This is a genomic window from Ferrovibrio sp., from assembly GCF_046297595.1.
GTDB lineage: Bacteria > Pseudomonadota > Alphaproteobacteria > Ferrovibrionales > Ferrovibrionaceae > Ferrovibrio.
Map to the genome: position 1 here is coordinate 174,293 of NZ_JBKBHT010000002.1, position 18,075 is coordinate 192,367.

At 65.5% G+C, this 18,075-nt stretch carries 19 protein-coding genes; 8 read left to right on the top strand and 11 right to left on the bottom strand.

Going from position 1 to position 18,075, the window contains the following annotated elements; all coding sequences use genetic code 11:
- Positions 1-507 (top strand): AAA family ATPase, encoded by a 507-nt coding sequence (locus ACK4FJ_RS06530; protein ID WP_409765045.1) that lies wholly within the window; start codon positions 1-3, stop codon positions 505-507.
- Between the two features lie 113 nt (positions 508-620).
- A complete protein-coding gene (locus ACK4FJ_RS06535) occupies positions 621-1,532 on the top strand; it encodes a hypothetical protein (RefSeq protein ID WP_409765046.1) in 912 nt (303 codons plus the stop codon).
- A gap of 5 nt (positions 1,533-1,537) precedes the next feature.
- Here ACK4FJ_RS06535 and ACK4FJ_RS06540 read toward each other — a convergent pair whose 3' ends face one another.
- The 5 genes from ACK4FJ_RS06540 to ACK4FJ_RS06560 form a co-directional block, all read right to left on the bottom strand.
- On the bottom strand, positions 1,538-2,470 hold the full coding sequence (locus tag ACK4FJ_RS06540; protein WP_409765047.1) for a ParB/RepB/Spo0J family partition protein: 933 nt from the start codon (positions 2,468-2,470) through the stop codon (positions 1,538-1,540).
- A 112-nt stretch (positions 2,471-2,582) separates the two neighbouring features.
- Positions 2,583-3,365, bottom strand: coding sequence for a ParA family protein (locus ACK4FJ_RS06545; protein WP_409765519.1), 783 nt, complete (start codon positions 3,363-3,365; stop codon positions 2,583-2,585).
- Positions 3,366-3,409: 44 nt separating this feature from the next.
- On the bottom strand, positions 3,410-4,060 hold the full coding sequence (gene rsmG / locus ACK4FJ_RS06550; protein WP_409765048.1) for a 16S rRNA (guanine(527)-N(7))-methyltransferase RsmG: 651 nt from the start codon (positions 4,058-4,060) through the stop codon (positions 3,410-3,412).
- Positions 4,061-4,146: 86 nt separating this feature from the next.
- A complete protein-coding gene (gene mnmG / locus ACK4FJ_RS06555; RefSeq protein WP_409765049.1) occupies positions 4,147-6,045 on the bottom strand; it encodes a tRNA uridine-5-carboxymethylaminomethyl(34) synthesis enzyme MnmG in 1,899 nt (632 codons plus the stop codon).
- Between the two features lie 219 nt (positions 6,046-6,264).
- Positions 6,265-6,681 carry a DUF4149 domain-containing protein gene (locus ACK4FJ_RS06560; protein ID WP_409765050.1) on the bottom strand — a complete coding sequence of 139 codons (417 nt, stop codon included), beginning with the start codon at positions 6,679-6,681 and terminating at the stop codon, positions 6,265-6,267.
- Positions 6,682-6,794: 113 nt separating this feature from the next.
- Here ACK4FJ_RS06560 and ACK4FJ_RS06565 point away from each other — a divergent pair, with 113 nt between their 5' ends.
- The 3 genes from ACK4FJ_RS06565 (at position 6,795) to ACK4FJ_RS06575 (ending at position 8,894) form a co-directional block, all read left to right on the top strand.
- Entirely contained in the window at positions 6,795-7,592 is a 798-nt protein-coding gene (locus ACK4FJ_RS06565) for an MOSC domain-containing protein (RefSeq protein ID WP_409765051.1), read from the top strand.
- Positions 7,593-7,611: 19 nt separating this feature from the next.
- Positions 7,612-8,394 (top strand): alpha/beta fold hydrolase, encoded by a 783-nt coding sequence (locus ACK4FJ_RS06570; RefSeq protein WP_409765052.1) that lies wholly within the window; start codon positions 7,612-7,614, stop codon positions 8,392-8,394.
- 98 nt (positions 8,395-8,492) lie between these two features.
- Positions 8,493-8,894, top strand: coding sequence for a PepSY domain-containing protein (locus tag ACK4FJ_RS06575; protein ID WP_409765053.1), 402 nt, complete (start codon positions 8,493-8,495; stop codon positions 8,892-8,894).
- Here ACK4FJ_RS06575 and ACK4FJ_RS06580 read toward each other — a convergent pair.
- From ACK4FJ_RS06580 to ACK4FJ_RS06600, 5 genes are all read right to left on the bottom strand, one after another.
- Positions 8,891-9,466, bottom strand: a complete 576-nt coding sequence (locus ACK4FJ_RS06580; protein ID WP_409765054.1) for a GNAT family N-acetyltransferase — start codon at positions 9,464-9,466, stop codon at positions 8,891-8,893. The two genes, ACK4FJ_RS06575 and ACK4FJ_RS06580, sit on opposite strands and share 4 nt — an antisense overlap.
- 4 nt (positions 9,467-9,470) lie before the next feature.
- Positions 9,471-9,998 (bottom strand): PAS domain-containing protein, encoded by a 528-nt coding sequence (locus ACK4FJ_RS06585; RefSeq protein WP_409765055.1) that lies wholly within the window; start codon positions 9,996-9,998, stop codon positions 9,471-9,473.
- A gap of 140 nt (positions 9,999-10,138) precedes the next feature.
- Positions 10,139-11,482, bottom strand: coding sequence for a tRNA uridine-5-carboxymethylaminomethyl(34) synthesis GTPase MnmE (gene mnmE, locus ACK4FJ_RS06590; RefSeq protein WP_409765521.1), 1,344 nt, complete (start codon positions 11,480-11,482; stop codon positions 10,139-10,141).
- On the bottom strand, positions 11,482-11,859 hold the full coding sequence (locus tag ACK4FJ_RS06595; protein WP_409765056.1) for a (2Fe-2S) ferredoxin domain-containing protein: 378 nt from the start codon (positions 11,857-11,859) through the stop codon (positions 11,482-11,484). Before ACK4FJ_RS06595 ends, mnmE begins: the two co-directional genes overlap by 1 nt.
- Before the next feature lie 10 nt (positions 11,860-11,869).
- Positions 11,870-12,115 carry a DUF6489 family protein gene (locus ACK4FJ_RS06600; protein WP_409765057.1) on the bottom strand — a complete coding sequence of 82 codons (246 nt, stop codon included), beginning with the start codon at positions 12,113-12,115 and terminating at the stop codon, positions 11,870-11,872.
- 55 nt (positions 12,116-12,170) lie between these two features.
- Between ACK4FJ_RS06600 and ACK4FJ_RS06605 the strand changes: the two genes are divergently transcribed.
- The gene (locus ACK4FJ_RS06605) at positions 12,171-14,249 is read left to right on the top strand and encodes a thioredoxin domain-containing protein (protein ID WP_409765058.1); all 2,079 of its coding nucleotides are present in this window, start codon (positions 12,171-12,173) and stop codon (positions 14,247-14,249) included.
- Between the two features lie 10 nt (positions 14,250-14,259).
- Here the strand turns inward: ACK4FJ_RS06605 and ACK4FJ_RS06610 are convergent, their stop codons facing one another.
- Positions 14,260-15,453 (bottom strand): acyl-CoA dehydrogenase family protein, encoded by a 1,194-nt coding sequence (locus ACK4FJ_RS06610; protein ID WP_409765059.1) that lies wholly within the window; start codon positions 15,451-15,453, stop codon positions 14,260-14,262.
- A gap of 276 nt (positions 15,454-15,729) precedes the next feature.
- On the opposite strand from ACK4FJ_RS06610, the gene egtB reads away from it, so the two are divergent.
- A complete protein-coding gene (gene egtB / locus ACK4FJ_RS06615) occupies positions 15,730-17,088 on the top strand; it encodes an ergothioneine biosynthesis protein EgtB (RefSeq protein ID WP_409765060.1) in 1,359 nt (452 codons plus the stop codon).
- Positions 17,085-18,074 carry an L-histidine N(alpha)-methyltransferase gene (gene egtD, locus ACK4FJ_RS06620; protein WP_409765061.1) on the top strand — a complete coding sequence of 330 codons (990 nt, stop codon included), beginning with the start codon at positions 17,085-17,087 and terminating at the stop codon, positions 18,072-18,074. Before egtB ends, egtD begins: the two co-directional genes overlap by 4 nt.
- Position 18,075 lies beyond the last annotated feature (1 nt).

Genomic DNA, 18,075 nt, shown 5'->3' on the forward strand with positions numbered 1-18,075 from the left:
ATGCTGATCATCCTCGGTGGGCTGCCGGGCTGCGGCAAAACCAGTCTGGCCCGGGCGCTGGCGCGGCGGGTGCAGGCCGTGCATCTGCGCGTCGACAGCATTGAGCAGGCGATGATCGCGGCCGGCATACCGGGCGAAAGCATCGGCACGGCGGGTTATGCGGCGGCGCAGCGACTGGCCACCGAGAACCTACGGCTGGGCCATATCGTGGTGGCGGACTCGGTCAATCCGGTGCAGGCAAGCCGCAACGGATGGCGGCGCGCGGCGATGGAGGCTGGCGCGCCGGTCATCGAGATCGAGGTGATCTGTTCGGATGCCGCCGAACAGCGCCGCCGCGTGGAATCACGTCATGCCGATATTCCCGGCCACCGCCTGCCGTCATGGCAGGATGTACTGGCGCTGCATTTTGAAACCTGGGCGGCCGATCTGGTGATCGACACGGCACGGCAATCGCCCGAAGCCGCCGCCGACGCCATCGCTGAACGGCAGCCCTTCGGCTTCAGGTGAGGAAGCTGGCCTTGAGCGCCCCCGCTATTTGGGCAGGGGCCGCTTGCCTGAAACACAACCGGTTTGCCATAGTCTCGACAACCGGGGGCGAATAAAACATGCGACAAATACCTGTGCTTGGACTGCTGATCATGCTGGCAGCCTGCCATACCACGTCGCAGACACACGAGACCGTTCCCGCCATGCAGATGCCGCCGCGCCCGGAGGCAACTGGCCGGATCGTCGTCTTCAGACTGGAAGAAGATAAGATGAAGGGCTACGCGCCGCCTTTGCTGCCGGTCGTGAGCCTGAATGGCGAAAGCCTTGGCGAGTTTCCCGCCAATACCCTGACCATCCGTGATGTCGTGCCCGGCGAATATCAGATTGCCGTTGCAAACACCTCGAAACCTGAAACAGAGGCAGAGGCCATCAAACCGCTGAAGGCGACGCTCAATGCGGGCGATGAGTGGTACATCGAAACCGGGGTGAAAATAGACGACTGCCAAGGTCCGAAAATTCGCAGCACCACACCACGGACCGGGGTACTGGAAGTCGACGCTCTGACCGGCGTATTCGACCTGCTCCGGGTGGCCCACATGGCCGCGAACACGTCGTGCGCCTCATCGCTGCAGCTTGAACCCGCATGGCCGCAAACGGCCCGTTGGCGCCTCAATCCGCTGCTGCAGAAACAGGGTGCGAAGCCGCTGGAATATAGCCCAGCTTCAGATACGTTGATCCCAAAGTCTGATCTGCCCTGGAGCGACGCCGAACGCGCCATCCGCCATCATTTTGATTCAAGCCCTGAACTGTATAAGCCATTCCTAGATCCGGCCGGGCGCGGCATGCTGATGTTGAAAACCATAACCTTGTCCGGTGGTAATGATGGCGTGGACGCCGACTCCTATGAGATTCCGGTCGTTCTAGAATACCTTCACGCTGATGAAGAGATACTGGTGGGCCGTTATGTGAAACGGCCGCTGCGCTATACCCTGCGCCGTGATGAAAGAGACATACTGACGGTCGCCGCCTGGTCGGATGGCAACTGAATCACTCACCGCCGGCTAAGCTTTTTCGCCAGTTCGTCGAGCTGTTCCAGCTTCTGGTAATGCAGGATCAGGCGGCCGGCTTCCGGGTTGCCCGGTTCGCCTTCCACTTCCACCCTGAGTCCCAGCGCGGCGGCCAGGCCGCGCTCGAACGCCAGCGTATCGGCGTCCTTCTTCGCGGCCGGTTCGTCGGCCGGCTTCTTAGTCGCAGACGAGGGCGGCCGGCCGGGCTTCTTGCCGCTGGGGCCGGCGGCCACCGCCTTGCCCACGGCGACCAGTTTTTCCACCTCGCGCACAGAGAGGCTGCCCTCGATGATGCGCTGGGCCAATTGCTCGGCGAGCGGATGGCCGATCAGCGGCCGGGCCTGGCCGGCGGAAAGTTTGCCCTCGGTGATCATCTGCACCACCGGCTTGGGCAGCTGCAGCAGGCGCATGATATTGGCGACATGGCTGCGGCTCTTGCCGATCACCTGGGCGATCTGCTCGGCAGAGTAGCCGAATTCGTCGGTGAGTTTCAGGAAGGCGCCGGCCTCTTCGACGGCGTTGAGGTCCTCGCGCTGCAAATTCTCGATCAGGCCGATTTCCAGCGCGTCGCGGTCGGAAATCTCCTTCACTACGGCGGGCAGGGTATGCAGCTTGGCGATCTGGGCGGCGCGCCAGCGGCGTTCGCCGGCGATGATCTCGTAATTACCCGGCGTAGCCGACTTGCGCACCAGCAGGGGCTGCAGCACGCCTTTCTCTTTGATCGACTGGGCGAGCTCCTCCAACTGCTCGCGCAGGAAGGTCTTGCGCGGCTGGTAGGGGTTGGGTTTCAGCTGCTCGATGGGAATCTCGCGCAGGCCACGCGGCGCAGCAGTGGTCTCGCCATCCTTGCCCGGCGTTTCGCCCATCAGGGCGGCAAGGCCACGGCCGAGACCGCGGCGTTTCGGATCGTCGATCATCTCTACTCAATACCTTCCTGACCGGTCATCCCGGCCAAGCGCAGCGCGAGCCGGGATCCCATTTGGAAATGGGATGCCGGGTCAAAAGCCCGGCATGACGAAAACAAAAAAACTACGCCGCCGACCGCAGGGCCTGCTCGCGTTTGATCACCTCGCGGGCCAGCGCCATGTAGGCGGTGCTGCCCGGCGCGCGGTGGTCGTAGATCAATGCTGGCACGCCATGGCTGGGCGCTTCGGAGATTCGCACGTTGCGCGGGATCACCGTCTCGTAGACCTTGTCGCCCAGGAAGCCGCGCACGTCTGCCGCGACCTGGTCGGACAGGTTGTTGCGCTTGTCGAACATGGTGAGCACCACGCCCTGCACATCCAGCGTGGGGTTCAGCGTGCCGCGAATACGCTCGACCGTGCGCAGCAGCTGGCCCAGGCCTTCCAGCGCAAAGAACTCGCATTGCAGCGGCACCAGCACGGCATCGGCCGCCACCATGGCATTCACGGTGAGCAGCGTGAGCGATGGCGGGCAGTCGATCAGCACATGATCGAAACTGCCGACGCGGCCCTCGATGGCGTCCTTCAGGCGATGCTGGCGCCGGTCGAGATCCATCATCTCCAGCTCGGCGCCGGCCAGTTCCACATTGGCCGGCACGATCATCAGGTTGGGCACCTTGGTGGGCCGGATCACTTCGTCCAGCTCGGCCGCGCCCATCAGCAATTCGTAAGTACCGGGTTCGCGCTCGTCATGGGTCAGACCCAGGCCGGTGGAGGCGTTGCCCTGCGGATCGGAATCGATCAGCAGCACACGCTCGCCCACGGCGGCCAGCGCGGTGGCCAGATTGATGGCCGTGGTGGTCTTGCCCACGCCACCCTTCTGGTTGGCCACCGCCAGCACGCGGCCCATGCGCAGGTTAGGATTGCCGGCCGTCTGTTCCTGTTCTGTACTGGTCACGCGGCTTCGAGCCCCCTCATCCGCACAATGCGCGCCTGCGCCTCGGTCTGGCTCGGCAGCAGGTCGAGCGCCTGAATTGTCCAATATCGCCGGGCCTCGGTCAATTCATCCCCGGCCTGCCGGCCCTTGGGAAAGAGATAAACCGTGTCGGGCCCGGCCAGGCGCTGGGCCAGCGGGATCAGATCTTTCAGCGATGCCAGCGCGCGGGCGGAGATCACCTGCGGTGCGCCGCCCATGGCGGCATGCAGGGCTGCGGGCTCCACCGCCTCGATGCGTTTCATGTGAACCGTGACATGGCTGCCCAAGCCCATGGCCCGCGCGGCTTCGCGCAGGAAAGTGGCCTTGCGCTGGTCGCTTTCCACCAGATGCACGGTTTCAACGCCCCCATCGACTCCCAAGGCCGCGATCACCAGACCGGGGAAGCCGCCGCCCGAGCCGAGATCGAGCCAGCGGGTGGTGCTTTCCGGCGCCAGCGGCAGAAGCTGGGCGGAATCGAGGAAATGCCGTTCCCAGAGCTGCGGCAGGGTGTTGGGCGCCACCAGGTTGATGGCCTTCTGCCATTTGGCGACCAGTGCGGCATAGATATTCAGACGTTCAAGCGCCTGGTCGCTGCAGCCGGTGGCTTTCTGGAATGCCTGTGGGGTCATGGCCGGGTTATGGCGCATGGCGGCGGTGTTGTCAGGTGTTTCCCGTGAAAATGCCGGGCGATTGATCATAAAATGGCGGAAAACCGCTATTCGGCAGCTTCGATGCCCTGCCGGCGGGCCTTTTTGACATAGCCCAGCAGGGCCGAGAGCGCCGCCGGGGTGACGCCCGAGATGCGCGCTGCCTGGCCCAGGGTGCCGGGGCGGTGCTGCTTCAGCTTGGCCCGCACCTCGTTGGAGAGGCCGCCGACGGCGTCGTAATCCAGCGCTTCAGGCAGGACCAGGCCTTCATCCTTGCGGAAGGCAAGGATGTCGGCCTCCTGCCGCTCCATGTAGCCGGCATACCGCCCGTCGATCTCGAGCTGCTCGACCACGTCGGGGCGCAGGCCGTGCAGTTCCGGCCAGATTTCGACCAGCCGGGTGACGGTCATGTCGGGATAGCCCAGCAGGGTGGCGGCCGAGCGGATCTGCCCGTCCTGGTTCACGTTCAGGCCGCGTTTGACCAGCTCCGGGGGCGTGAGTTTCAGGGCGCGGACCAGGGCGCGGGCCTCGGCGAGGGCTTTTTCCTTGGTTTTCCAGGCTGTTTCACGTGAAATTCCCACGCAGCCGATCTCCAGTCCCAGCGGGGTGAGGCGCTGGTCGGCATTGTCGGCGCGCAGGCTGAGGCGGTATTCCGCCCGGCTGGTGAACATGCGGTAGGGTTCGCGGGTGCCGAGACTGACCAGATCGTCAACCAGCACGCCGATATAGGCGTCGGCGCGGTCGAGGATGAAGGTTTTCGCCTCCCCGCCCCCGCCAAAACCGAGATTTCCCGCCGAAAGCGCCGCATTCAGGCCGGCGATCAGCCCCTGGGCGGCGGCTTCCTCGTATCCGGTGGTGCCGTTGATCTGGCCGGCCAGATACAGACCGGGCTGCCGCTTCGTCTCCAAAGTCGGCTTCAGTTCACGTGGATCGACAAAATCATACTCGATGGCATAGCCCGGCCGCAGCATGACGGCGTTTTCCAGGCCCGGAATGGTCTTCAGCAGCCCGGCCTGCACGTCGCGCGGCAAAGAGGTGGATATCCCATTGGGATAGACGGTGTCGTCGTCCAGCCCTTCCGGCTCCAGGAAGATCTGATGCCGCTCGCGCTCGGCGAAGCGTACCACCTTGTCCTCGATGGACGGGCAATAGCGCGGGCCGGTGCTTTCGATCTGGCCGGAATACATCGGCGCGCGATGCAGGTTGTCGCGGATCAGCGCATGGCCTGCGGGCGACGTATACGTGACGCCGCATTCGATCTGCGGCGTGGTGATGCGCTCGGTCAGGAAGCTGAACGGCACCGGCGGATCATCGGCGCCCTGCATCTCCAAAGCGCCCCAGTCGATGCTTTTGCCGTCCAGCCGCGGCGGTGTGCCGGTTTTCAGGCGCCCCAGCGAAAAGCCGCATTTTTCAAGGGTTTTCGAGAGGCCGAGCGACGGCGCTTCGCCCACACGACCGGCCGGAATCTTCTCTTCGCCGATATGGATCAGGCCGCGCAGAAAGGTGCCGGTGGTGAGGATCACCTTGGGCGCGGCGAAGAAACTGCCGTCGCCCGCGAGCACGCCCTTCACTTCGCCATGCTCGATACGGATGTCTTCCGCCGAAGCGGCATGGATGGTGAGATTGGCCTGCTCCATCAGCAATGCCTGCATGGCCTGGCGATAAAGCTTGCGGTCGGCCTGGCTGCGCGGGCCGCGCACGGCGGGGCCCTTGGATTTGTTGAGCATGCGGAACTGGATGCCGGCGGCATCGATCACCCGGCCCATCACGCCGTCCAGCGCGTCGATCTCGCGCACCAGATGGCCCTTGGCCAGGCCACCGATGGCCGGGTTGCACGACATCTCGCCGATCGTCTCGACCTTGTGGGTCAGCAGCAGGGTACGCGCACCCAGCCGCGCGGCCGCCGCAGCCGCCTCGCAGCCGGCATGGCCGCCGCCGATGACGATGACATCAAAAGAACCGCTCATGGCGCGGGGGTATAGGTCAGGTGGCCGGAGCCGTCAAAAGGAATCGCGGCCAGACACCCATCAGCCGCATGCCCACAGGAAAAAGGGGGTGTTTCACGTGAAACACCCCAAGGGGGATACTGGAGGGAAATCGGCTGTTTCACGTGAAACACCCGCCTACCTGTGAAATGTACCTTTTATGTTCTCAGTAGTCAAGGGATTTTTTGCTGCTGCGACCCGCTATAGAACGAAAGAGAACAAAAGCCCTGCCGCGCCAAGCATTTGCGCCAGATTGACCAGCACACTGGCCCGATGCAGGGCACGGAATTTCGCCGTGGCCATGGCATCGCCCGCCTCCCTGCCCGGCCGCCAGAACTCGATGCGCGGCAACAGCACCTGGCGCGAGAAAAGCCCAAGCGCGGCGATGGCGCCCAGCACAATTACGCCACGCTGATCCTGCGCCACGCCGAAGGCCAGCAGGGCCAGCAACGAGAGCGCAATCGTGACGGTGTAGTAGAGCGGGAAGATCGCGCGCATGAAGCCCGACGCGGTGGCCGCCGGCAGATTGGCGAATACCATCGGCGCGACCACGAAGGAGAAGAAGAGCTGCGCGCCAAGCAACAGAGCGGTGGCATAGAGGGCGAACTGATGCGACATACGGCCTCGCAAACATGAAAGGGCGATGACACGAAACAGCATCGCGGCGACGATGACAATGTTGCAGCAATTCCGCCGTTGACCGCAGCATTCCTCTTGCGCATGGTCGGGCCATGACCCAGCCGCATGCCGCCCTCACCCGCATCCACCGTTTCCCCGTGAAGGGCCTGAGCCCGCAGCCGCTGGAGCAGGCCGAGCTGATCCCCGATCAGCCGATCGCAGGCGACCGCCGCTTCGCGCTGGCCCATGGCGCATCGGCTTTCGATCCGCAAAAGCCAGCCTTCCAGAAGAAGGCACATTTCCTCACCTGGGTGCGCAACCCGAAGCTGGCCGCTTTGCATTGCGCCTTCGATCCCACGGGTACGAAGATCACCGTGGCCGATCCCGATCCGGAAACACCCGGGGATGGCCGGCTTGACGATGCCGACCTCACCACGCCGGAAGGCCGCGCCGCGCTGGAACACCTGGTGCTGCAGGCCATGGGCGACGAGCAGACGCGCGGCAGCGTGCGCGTGGCCGAGGCGCCGGGCGCGTGGTTTACCGATGTGCCGCAGCCATACATTTCGATCCAGAACACCGCCTCCTTGCGCGACATCGGCACGAAGATGGGGCTGAACGAGCCGCTCGACTGGCGCCGCCTGCGCGGCAACCTGCTGGTGGATGGCTTCGATGCCTGGGTCGAGATGCACTGGATCGGCGCGCGGCTGCAGATCGGCACCGCGATTCTGGAAGTGGCCGAGATCATCGGCCGCTGCGGCGCCACCCATGTGAATCCCGACACCGCCGAGCAGGACCTTGATCTGCTGTCCGGCCTGCGCGGCCATTACGGTCATACGCAATGCGGCGTCTACGCCCGCGTGATCGAGGGCGGCATCATCCGCCTGGGCGACAGCGTCGCGCGCATCTACTGATCCGGCGCCTGATCTGATCATGGGCCAGCGGCATTTCCTGCACCGCGACGGCGTGAAGCTCTCCTACGTCGATTTCGGCGGCGATGCTGCGCGCACGCTGGTGGCTTTGCATGGCCGCGCCGGCTGCGCCCGCAATTACGCGCCGCTGTCGCATGCGCTCAAACCCGGCTGGCGCGTGGTCGGCATGGACCAGCGCGGCCATGGCTGGAGCGACCATGCCGAGGATCGCAGCCGCGAGGCCTTCATCAATGATGTCGCAGCCCTGATCGAGCATCTGGCCTGCGGGCCGGTGATGCTGACCGGGCATTCCTTCGGCGGCGTGAATGCCTATCAACTCGCCGCCCGCCGGCCCGACCTGGTGCGCGGCCTGATCGTGGAGGATATCGGCTGCCGCTTCGGCCCGGCCGGCAAGGGCGAATCCTGGCCGCTGCGGTGGGACAGCCTGGATGCCCTGCTCGATCACATGCGCGGCTCGGATTTTGGACTCGACCGTTATTTCCTCGACAGCCTGGTGGAATACGAGGACGGCTGGGGCTTCCGCTTTTCCGATGCCTGGCACGAGCCGGCCCGCGCCGCCCTGGTGGGCGACTGGAGCGACGACTGGGCGGCCATCGCCTGCCCCATCCTGCTGTTCCACGGCACCACAAGCCGCTTCGTCACCACGGATGAAATCCGGCGCATGGCGGCGCTGAACCCGCGCACGGAAACCGCCATTTTCGAGGGCGCCGGCCATACCCTGCATGACGAGCGCCCGGCCGAATTCGCCGCCCGTTTAGGCGACTTCCTGCGCCGCCACGGCTGAGTCGAATCCCACAAAAGGCCGCAGCACCGCCCCCGCCGCGCCATATTCCGGGCGCCTCATGGCAGCATGATCCGTCCTGCCCCCAAGGCGTACCTGCCATGAACCAGCTCGCCGCATTGCTGCTGCTGGGCAGCCTGGCCGGCGGCACCGCCGCCGAGCCGGCCCAGGCCCAGATGCCCCCGCAGACCACCGCTCCCGTACCTGCCACACCCGCACTTGAACAGCCTGCGCCCGAACCACCCAAGCTCGTCGACCCGGACGGCCCGCCGGCCGGGTCGCTCTCGCTGTCGCAGATCATCATCCAGATCGAAAGCCGGCCCGATTACGCCTTCATCAGGGATATCGACTGGAAGGACGGGCGCTACGAAATCGAATACCGCACCCGCGACGGCCGCGACCGCGTGCTGAAGGTCGATCCGCGCACCGGCCGTCCCATTCACGGCAACTCAGGGCAAGGCAGCCTGCCCGTGCCGCGCTGGCCGCAGCAGAGTTCGCTTTAGGCCTGGCCGGTTGCCGGATCTGCCGCCGGCCACTCGCTGCGCAAGAGGGCGAACAAGTCGCTGTCGCGCCATGCGCCGCGCATGTTGAAATTCTGCCGCAGCCGGCCTTCCTGCCGGAAGCCGAGTTTCTGCAGCACCGCATGGCTGCGCGCATTCTCCACATCGGCCAAAGCCGTGATCCGGTGCAGCTCCAGGTCAGCAAAGCCGAAGCGCAGCACTTCGCGCATTGCCTCCGACGCATAGCCGCGCCCGCGCAGGGCGCCATCGAAGGAAAAGCCGATATTGCCCTGGCGGTGTTCGGGCGAAGCGATGCTTAAGCGCACCATGCCGATGGCGCGGCTTAAGGCCTGTTCCTCCACGGCGAAGATCCAGTCGCGGCCCGAAGGGTTGGCGGCATCCCGCACCCGCGCGGCGATGAACTGCGCCACCAGCTCAGGCGTCAGCGCCGGCCCGGGCAGGAACCGCCAGAATTCCTCGCGCACGGCAAATTCGGCGAAGGCGGCTTCGTCTTCGGCCCTGAAAGCGCGCAGCAGCAGCCGGCCGGTGGCGAATTGCGGAAAGAGGTCGGCCATGGCCTCAGGCCGCTTCGTCGGGATGATACAGCGTGGCGACCAGCAGCATGTCGGCGGTGCCGGCCCCATCGGAAGTGTTCGCGCGCGACAGCGGCAGCGCCAGCCCGGTGAAGCGCACCCAGCCCAGCCCGTCGCGCTCCACCCGCTGGCGCACGCTGGCCCAGCGTGGTGCACCGCGCTGCAGCACCTCGCGCCATTCCGCCATCATCTCGGCCAGGCCGGCGCCGGGTCCGTCGGGCCGCAGCTCGGCCTCGTCACGGGTCTTGCCGGTCAGGTCACGGCCGAAGAAGCGGTGGAAATTGGTGCCGACCAGGCGGAAGCGGATGCGCATGGGCTGCAGCCGCTCGATTTCGATCAGCAGCAGGTATTTCAGCAGCAGCGGGATATCCAGCGGATCGATATCGGCCCGCGACGGCCAGGGCCGGCCGGCGCGCTTGCCGTCCCAGTAATCGTACAGATCGGCCAGCGGCCCGGGCGGCAGGCCGGCCATGTCCCACGAACTGCCCAGCACGTCGTAGACGGGAATGTTCATCGACCAGCTTCTGCCATCCGACAGCTCCCCCAAAGCGCCTTAAATATCTGCCATGGCAGCGGGCTTGGCTATCGGGATGGCGGGGGCGGCGGGTAAAAAATGGATAACCCCTGGGTAAAATACCTGTTGCGTGTGGCCGCTCACTTCCCGATGCAGAAGTCGCGGAAGATCACGTCCAGCAGGTCTTCCACATCGATCCGCCCGGTGATGCGGCCCAAGGCGCGGGCTGCCAGGCGCACATCCTCGGCGGCCAGTTCCGGCGCAGGGTTGTTGCGGCCGTTACCGGTGAGGAACCGGTCGAGCGCCGCCACGCAGTCGGTCAGCGCCTCGCGGTGCCGCGCGCGGGTCAGCGAGGTCGAACCGCTCATGCCGATGCGCGCCACGACCTCTTTCTCCAGCGCATCGAGCAGCGCGCTCATGCCCGCGCCGTTGCGCACTGAAACGCCCAGCACCGGGCGGCCGTTGACCTCGTAGCCCGCCGGGATGCTGGCGGCGTCGGTCTTATTGGCGACCACGATGGTATCGGCATCGACCAGCGCCTGCGTCTCCTTTGGCACGGTCTTTTTCGTCGCGTCCAGCACCACGAGTTTCAGGTCGGCGGCCTCGGCGCGTTTCAGCGCGCGCGCCACGCCTTCGCTTTCGATGGTGTCGGCGCTGTCGCGCAGGCCTGCCGTATCGGCCAGGATCACGGGATAGCCGCCCAGATCGAGATGCACCTCGATCACGTCGCGCGTGGTACCCGGAATCTCGGAGACGATCGCCGCCTCGCGCTGCGCGAGCGCGTTGAGCAGCGACGACTTGCCCACATTCGGCGCGCCGAGGATCGCCACCATCAGGCCATCGCGCAGCCGTTCGCCGCGCCGGTTATCGGCCAGATGCGCGGCGATCTCGGCGCGCAGGCGCGCGATCTGCGGCATCACCTCGGCGGCCACGCCGGCAGGCAGATCCTCGTCGGGGAAATCGATATCCGCTTCCAGATGCGCCAGCGCCCGGGTGAGCTGGTTGCGCCAGCCTTCATACAACTGGCCCAGCGCACCCTGCATCTGGCGCAGGGCCTGTTTGCGCTGCGCCTCCGTCTCGGCATTGATCAAATCGCCCAGGCCCTCGGCCTCGGTGAGATCGAGCTTGCCGTTCTCGAAAGCCCGGCGGCTGAATTCGCCCGGCTCGGCCAGGCGCAGGCCGGGCAGTTTGCCAAGCGCCTCGAACAACGCGGCCAGCACGGCGCGGCCGCCATGCACCTGCAGTTCGACCACATCCTCGCCGGTGAAGCTGTGCGGGCGCGGGAACCACAGAACCATGCCCTCATCCAGCAGCATGCCATCGGCGTGGCGCAGCTTGCGCAGAAACGCCGTGCGGGCGCGCGGCAGGTCTGACCCGCACAAGGCGGTGAGCGCCTCGGCCGCCTGCGGCCCGCTGATGCGGATCACGGCCACCCCGGCGCGGCCGGGCGCGGTGGAGAGGGCGTAGATGGTCTGCGGCGCGATCACTTCAGCTTCGCGCTGTGGTCCGGGCCGTCCTCGGGCTTCAGCATCAGCCGTGCCACACGACCGCCCTGCTTCACATGTACTTCGAGGATCTCGTCGATATCCTCGAAAGTCTCAGCGCGATACCACACGCCGTCGGGATAGATCACCAGCGTCGGCCCCAACTCGCAGCGCTCCAGGCAGCCGGCATTGTTCACGCGCACGCCGTCTTCCAGGCCCATGCCCAGTTCCTTGGCGCGGGTCTTCATGTAGTTGCGCAACTTCTCGGCACCCTTGCGCGCGCAGGAGCCGCGCGGATGGTTTTCCGGCCGCTCGTTGGTGCAGACGAAGATATGCGCCCGGTAAAAGGGCTTGGGATCGCTGGACAAAACAACCATGGGTCTTACTTCACTTCTTGTCGGTTCCGCCGCCGGGGAACTGGCTGAAAAAGAATTTCTGGATCTGCTCCAGATTCTGCAGGCCCAGCGGCGCCCAGGTCTTGAGCAGGGTCTCCGGGTCCATCGCGCTGAGCGAATTCATCATCCGGTCCTGCATCTGGCGCATGACCGCCTCCTGCAGGGGCTGCACATCGGGCAGGCCGAGGAAGCGCCGGGCCTCTTCCGGAGTGCAATCGACATTGACAGTGACCTTCATTGTCGCACCATACTTGTCTGAAACGCCGAAACGAGAAGCAGGACAAATACCTAGCATGGCCGCCGCCCCCTTGTCAGGGACCAACACCGTGAATCTGGACCGCAACAACCTGGACCGGGCCGCCTCGCCGTATCTTCAGCAGCACAGGGACAATCCGGTCCACTGGCAGATCTGGAGCCCCCAGGTGCTGGCCGCCGCCCAGGCGGCCAACAAGCCGATCCTGCTCAGCGTGGGCTATGCCGCCTGCCACTGGTGCCACGTGATGGCCCATGAAAGCTTCGAGAATCCGCAGATCGCCGCGGTGATGAACGAGCTGTACGTGAATATCAAGGTCGACCGCGAGGAACGGCCGGATATCGACACGCTCTACATGAATGCCCTGCATATCCTGGGCGAACAGGGCGGCTGGCCGCTCACCATGTTCCTCACGCCCAAGGGCGAGCCCTTCTGGGGCGGTACATACTTCCCGCCCGAGCCGCGCTTCGGCCGGCCCGGCTTCGTGGAGGTGCTGCAAAAGGTGCATGAGGCCTGGCGCGACAAGCCGCAATCGGTGGCGCAGAACGTGAAGATGCTGGTGGGCGGCCTGCGCAGCATGGCCAAGCCGCAATCGCGCGACCGCCTGGCCTTGAGCAACGACATACTGGACCAGGTGGCGGCGCAGATCGTCACCCATGTCGATCCCGAACATGGCGGCGTGGGCGGCGCGCCGAAATTCCCGCAGACCGGCCTGTTCGACCTGCTGTGGCGCGCATATCTGCGCACCGGCCAGGCCGATTACGCCAAAGCGGTGACCAACACGATTTCACGCATGGCCCAGGGCGGCATCTACGATCATCTGGGCGGCGGCTTCGCGCGGTATTCCACCGACGCGGAATGGCTGGCGCCGCATTTCGAGAAGATGCTGTACGACAATGCGCAGCTGCTCTCGCATATGGCGATGGTGGAGGCCGAGACACGCGATCCGGTGCTGCGCCAGCGCGTGATGGAAACCGTGGGCTGGGTCCTGCGCGAGATGATCACTGCGGACGGCGCTTTCGCCGCCACGCAGGACGCGGATTCGGAAGGCGAGGAAGGCAAGTTTTATATCTGGCACAAGCCCGAGATCGAGCAGGTGCTGAGCCCGGAAGATGCCGCGCTGTTCTGCGCCGCCTATGACGTGACCGATGCCGGCAACTGGGAACACAAGACCATTCTGCGCCGCTCGCTGTCGCCCGATCTGAAGGATGCCGAGACCGAAGCCAAGCTCGCCGCCTGTCGTGCGAAGCTGCTGGCAGCGCGCGAACAGCGGATCAAGCCGGGTTGGGACGACAAGGTGCTGGCCGACTGGAACGGCCTGATGATCGCGACCCTGGCCGAACTGTCGCGCCAGTATCAACGGCCCGACTGGCTGGCAGCGGCCGAACGCGCCTATGATTTCATCGTCAACACGATGAGCGTGGGCGAGGTCAAGCTGGGCCACAGCTGGCGCAACGACATCCTGGTCTTCCCCGGCCTGCTCGACGATTACGCGGCGATGATGCGCGCGGCGCTCGCGCTGCATGAGGCCACCGGCAGCCCGGATTACCTGCGCCAGGCGCAGGCCTGGGCCGAGACGGTGGAAGACGATTATGCCGATGCGGTGAATGGCGGCTATTTCCTGACATCAAAAGAAGCCGAGAACCTTGTCGCCCGCACGCGCCACGCCACCGACAACGCCACGCCCTCGGGCAATGGCCTGCTGGTCGGCGTCTTCGCGCGGCTGTGGTACCTGACCGGCAATGTCGAGTGGCGCGAGCGGGCGCAGAACCTGCTGGATGCCTTCTCGGCCGACGCGGCGCGCAATTTCTTTCCGATGGGCAGCTACCTCAACGGTTTCGACCTGTTCGCCAACGCGGTGCAGGTCGCCATCATCGGCAAGCGCGGCGATGCCGCCACCGAAGCGCTGATCGATGCCGCCTATGGCGTGTCGGTGCCCAACCGCATTGTGCAGGTGACCGATCCGTTGGCCTCCATCCCGGAAAGCCATCCGGCCTATGGCAAGGCGCAGGTGGATGCCACCGCCACCGCCTATGTCTGCCTCGGTCCCACCTGCGGCCTGCCGGTCACCGCGCCGGCCGAACTCGTCGTGGCGATGAAGGCGACGCGAGCCGTCTAAGGCGGGCGGTCTAGATCTGCGCGTCGTCCACGGGCAGACCTAAGCCCGCACGGCCGATCACCTCCCAGGTGGCCGGCGCCGTCATCATGTGCTGCGTGGTCACATGCACGTCGCGAAAGGCGCGCTGCAAGGGCGAGGTGGCAAACACTGCCGAACCGCCGGCCAAAGTATAAAGCCGCTTCACGGCATCGGCACTGGCATGCGCCGCATGGGTCGCGGCCTGGCGCAAAGCCACGCGCCGCTGCAGCGATACGGTGCTGCCGGGTTTCGCCTCGCCCAGGTCGGCCATCGCCGCCTCCACCATGGCATGCAGATGACTCCGCGCCGCCAGCACCATCGCCTCGGCCTGGGCGAATTCGGCCTGAACGGTGGCACGCTCGGCCAGCCGTCGGCTGGAACCCTGCGGCGTCTTCGCGCCGGCCAGGGTGGCGAAATCGCGCACCGCACCGCCGGCAATCCCTAAGGCCACCGCCGCGATGCCCAGTCCCAGCAGGGCAAAAACCGGGAAGGCGAAGCAGGCGCCGGACCGCAGCACCGGACTGGAGAACAGCGACACGGCATGATCGCGCGGGATCGCCACGTCGCGCACCTCGAAATCGCCGCTGCCGGTGCCGCACAGGCCCATCGCCTGCCAGGTGTCGTGGAAGACCACATCCTTCGCCGGCAGGATCATCATGGTCACGTCGGGTTGGCCGTTGGGCAGGCGGCGCGGCGTCGGCCGGCCCTCGGCATCGGGTGGACCATCCATCAGCAGGCAACCGGCGAAAATCCAGTGTGCGTTGCGCGTGCCGCTGCCCCAGCCCCAGCAGCCGCGCACGCGCCACTGGCCGTCTTCGGGCAAAGCGCGGCCCATCGGCGCGAAGACGCCGGCGGTGACGGTGAGCGGATCGGAAAAAATCTGATGCACCACCCTGTCCGGCAGGCGCCCGGCGGAAATCGCCGCCGTTGCCCCGATCATCAGGCACCAGCCGGCAGCAGCGTCGCCGCCGGCAATCGTCTCGATCAGGCGCAGCAAAGTGGCGGGATCGACTCCGGCACCGCCGCAATCGGGCGGCAGCGGCGCGCGATAGAGGCCGGCCTGCGCCATGGCAGCAGCGATATCATCTGGCAGATAGCGCACCTGCTCGATTTCGGCGCTGCGCAGGCGGAACGATGCCGCGAGGTCTTCTGCGCGGTGGAGCAGGGCTGCTGCCATTTTCGTCATGCGCTCTTCCCGATCTTCTTCACGGGCCAACGAAAAATGTCGGTTTCGTCACATTTTCGCCTTGCCCTTCGGATTAGGCTAGCTATCTGACCGGGAGAGCAAAAGAGCGGGCCGCGCCGCCATCCGGTTGTTTTTGATATTCGGCATGTTTTTGCCATGCTGGAACCACGGTTACAGCAAGTCGTTGAAATCCCAATCAGTTGAAATCCCAGTCATCGATTGAATTTGCCGTTCTGAAGAAAAATTTATTGCGGCGCCGCAGGGGAGCAGAGGACCATGAGCGAAACCCTCACCATTGAGGCCGGTTTCAGCCATCGCGGCGGTATGGAAAGACAGGATACAGAGCAGCGCGGCACGGAAGAACGGCGGGATTCAGCACGCGCCGCATTACTGGCCGGCTACCAGACCGTGCGCCAGCTTACCGAACTGCTGGCCGAAACGCTGTCGCCGGAAGACCAGCAGCTGCAGTCAATGCCCGATGCCAGTCCAACCAAATGGCACCGCGCCCATGTCACCTGGTTCTTCGAGACCTTCATCCTGCAGGCGCACAAGTCCGGCTACTGCGTGTTCGACGAACACTTCAACTACCTGTTCAATTCCTATTACGAAGCGGTTGGCGCACGCCATCCGAGGCCTGAGCGCGGCCTGCTCAGCCGGCCCACCGCCGCCACCGTCACGCAGTATCGCCACTATGTCGACACCGCGATGACCGACCTGCTGGACTGCGCCGACGATGCGACGCTGGCCACGCTCGCGCCGCTGGTCGCCCTCGGCCTGGCCCATGAGCAGCAGCATCAGGAACTGCTGCTCACCGACATCAAGCATGCTTTCTCGCGCCATCCCTTCGCACCGGCCTACCTGCCGTCGCAGAGCTTCACACGTGAAGAGCCGGCACGGCTTGGCTTCGTCGATTTCGAGGGTGGCATCGCCGAGATCGGCCATGATGGCCATGGTTTCGCCTTTGACAACGAAGGCCCGCGCCATCGTGTGCTGCTGCACCCCTTCCGTCTGGCGACGCGGCCGGTCACCTGCGGCGAGTATCTGGAATTCATGGCCGATGGCGGCTATGCGCGGCCGGAATTCTGGCTTTCCGACGGCTGGGCAATGTTGCAGCGCGAGGGCTGGCAGGCGCCGCTCTACTGGTCGCAGGAGCCCCATCGCGAGAACTGGCAGATTTTCACCCTGATGGGTCGCCGCGCCGTCGATCCGGCCGAACCGGTCTGCCATGTCTCGTTCTACGAGGCCGCCGCCTACGCCGCCTGGGCCGGCAAGCGCCTGCCCACCGAAGCCGAATGGGAACATGCCGCCGTCTCGGGCCGCGCCGAACATATGGGCGGTTTCCTTGACCGCCAGCATCCCCATCCGCGCCCCCTGCTGGATGGCGGCGATGCAACGCTGCGCGGCTATGGCGAGGTTTGGGAATGGACGCGTTCAGGCTACGAGCCCTATCCCGGCTTCAAACCGGCAGCCGGCGCCATCGGCGAATATAACGGCAAGTTCATGGTGGGGCAGATCGTGCTGCGCGGCGGCTCCTGCGCCACGCCGCACGGCCATATCCGGCCCAGCTACCGCAATTTCTTCCCGCCGGCTGCGCGCTGGCAGTTTTCCGGCATCCGTCTGGCGGAGGATCTATGAGCCACATCGCCCTGCATCGCCGCGAGCCGGCGCAACCCGATCCCGCCCTGCGCGCCTTCGCCGCCGATGTGCAGGCTGGGTTGTCGGCCGCACAGAAAAACCTGCCGGCAAAATATTTCTACGACCGGCGCGGCTCGGAACTCTTCGAACAGATCTGCGAGCTGCCGGAATATTATCCGACGCGCACCGAGATCGGCCTGCTGCGCCGCCATGGCCGCGACATCGCCAAGCTGATCGGTCCTGAGGCCGAGATCGTCGAATTCGGCGCCGGCGCGCTGGTGAAAATCCGCCTACTACTGGATGCGCTGAACCGCCCGCGCGGGTTTTTGCCCATCGACATTTCCGGCGCGCATCTGAGCGATGCGGCCGCCGAACTGATGCGCGACCATCCCGGCCTGGATGTGCGCGTGGTGGCCGGCGACTTCACTGCGCCCGACCTCAAACTGCCCGAGCGCCTGCCCGGCGCCCAGTGCCGCGCCGGTTTTTTCCCCGGCTCGACGATCGGCAACTTCACGCCCGAGGAAGCGCTCGGCTTCCTGCGCGGGGCCGCCCGCATGCTGGGCGAAGGCGATACCGGCAACAGCGGCCTGCTGATCGGCGTCGACCTGGTAAAGGACCCGGCCCTGCTGCATGCCGCCTATAACGATGCCGCCGGCGTGACGGCGGCCTTCAACCGCAACCTGCTGCGGCGGATCAACCGCGAGCTCGGCGGCGACTTCGTGCTGGAACGCTTCGCCCATTACGCCTTCTACCAGCCGCGCCAGCAGCGCATCGAAATGCATCTGGTCAGCCTTGCGGCGCAGAGCGTGCGCATCGGCGGCCGGCGCTACGATTTCGCCGCCGGCGAGTCGATCCATACCGAGAATTCCTACAAATACACGCTGAGCGGTTTCCACAAGCTGGCGGAACAGGCCGGCTTCCGGCCCACCGCCGTATGGACCGATCCGGACAGCCTGTTTAGCCTGCACTGGCTGGCGCTGGGCTGAA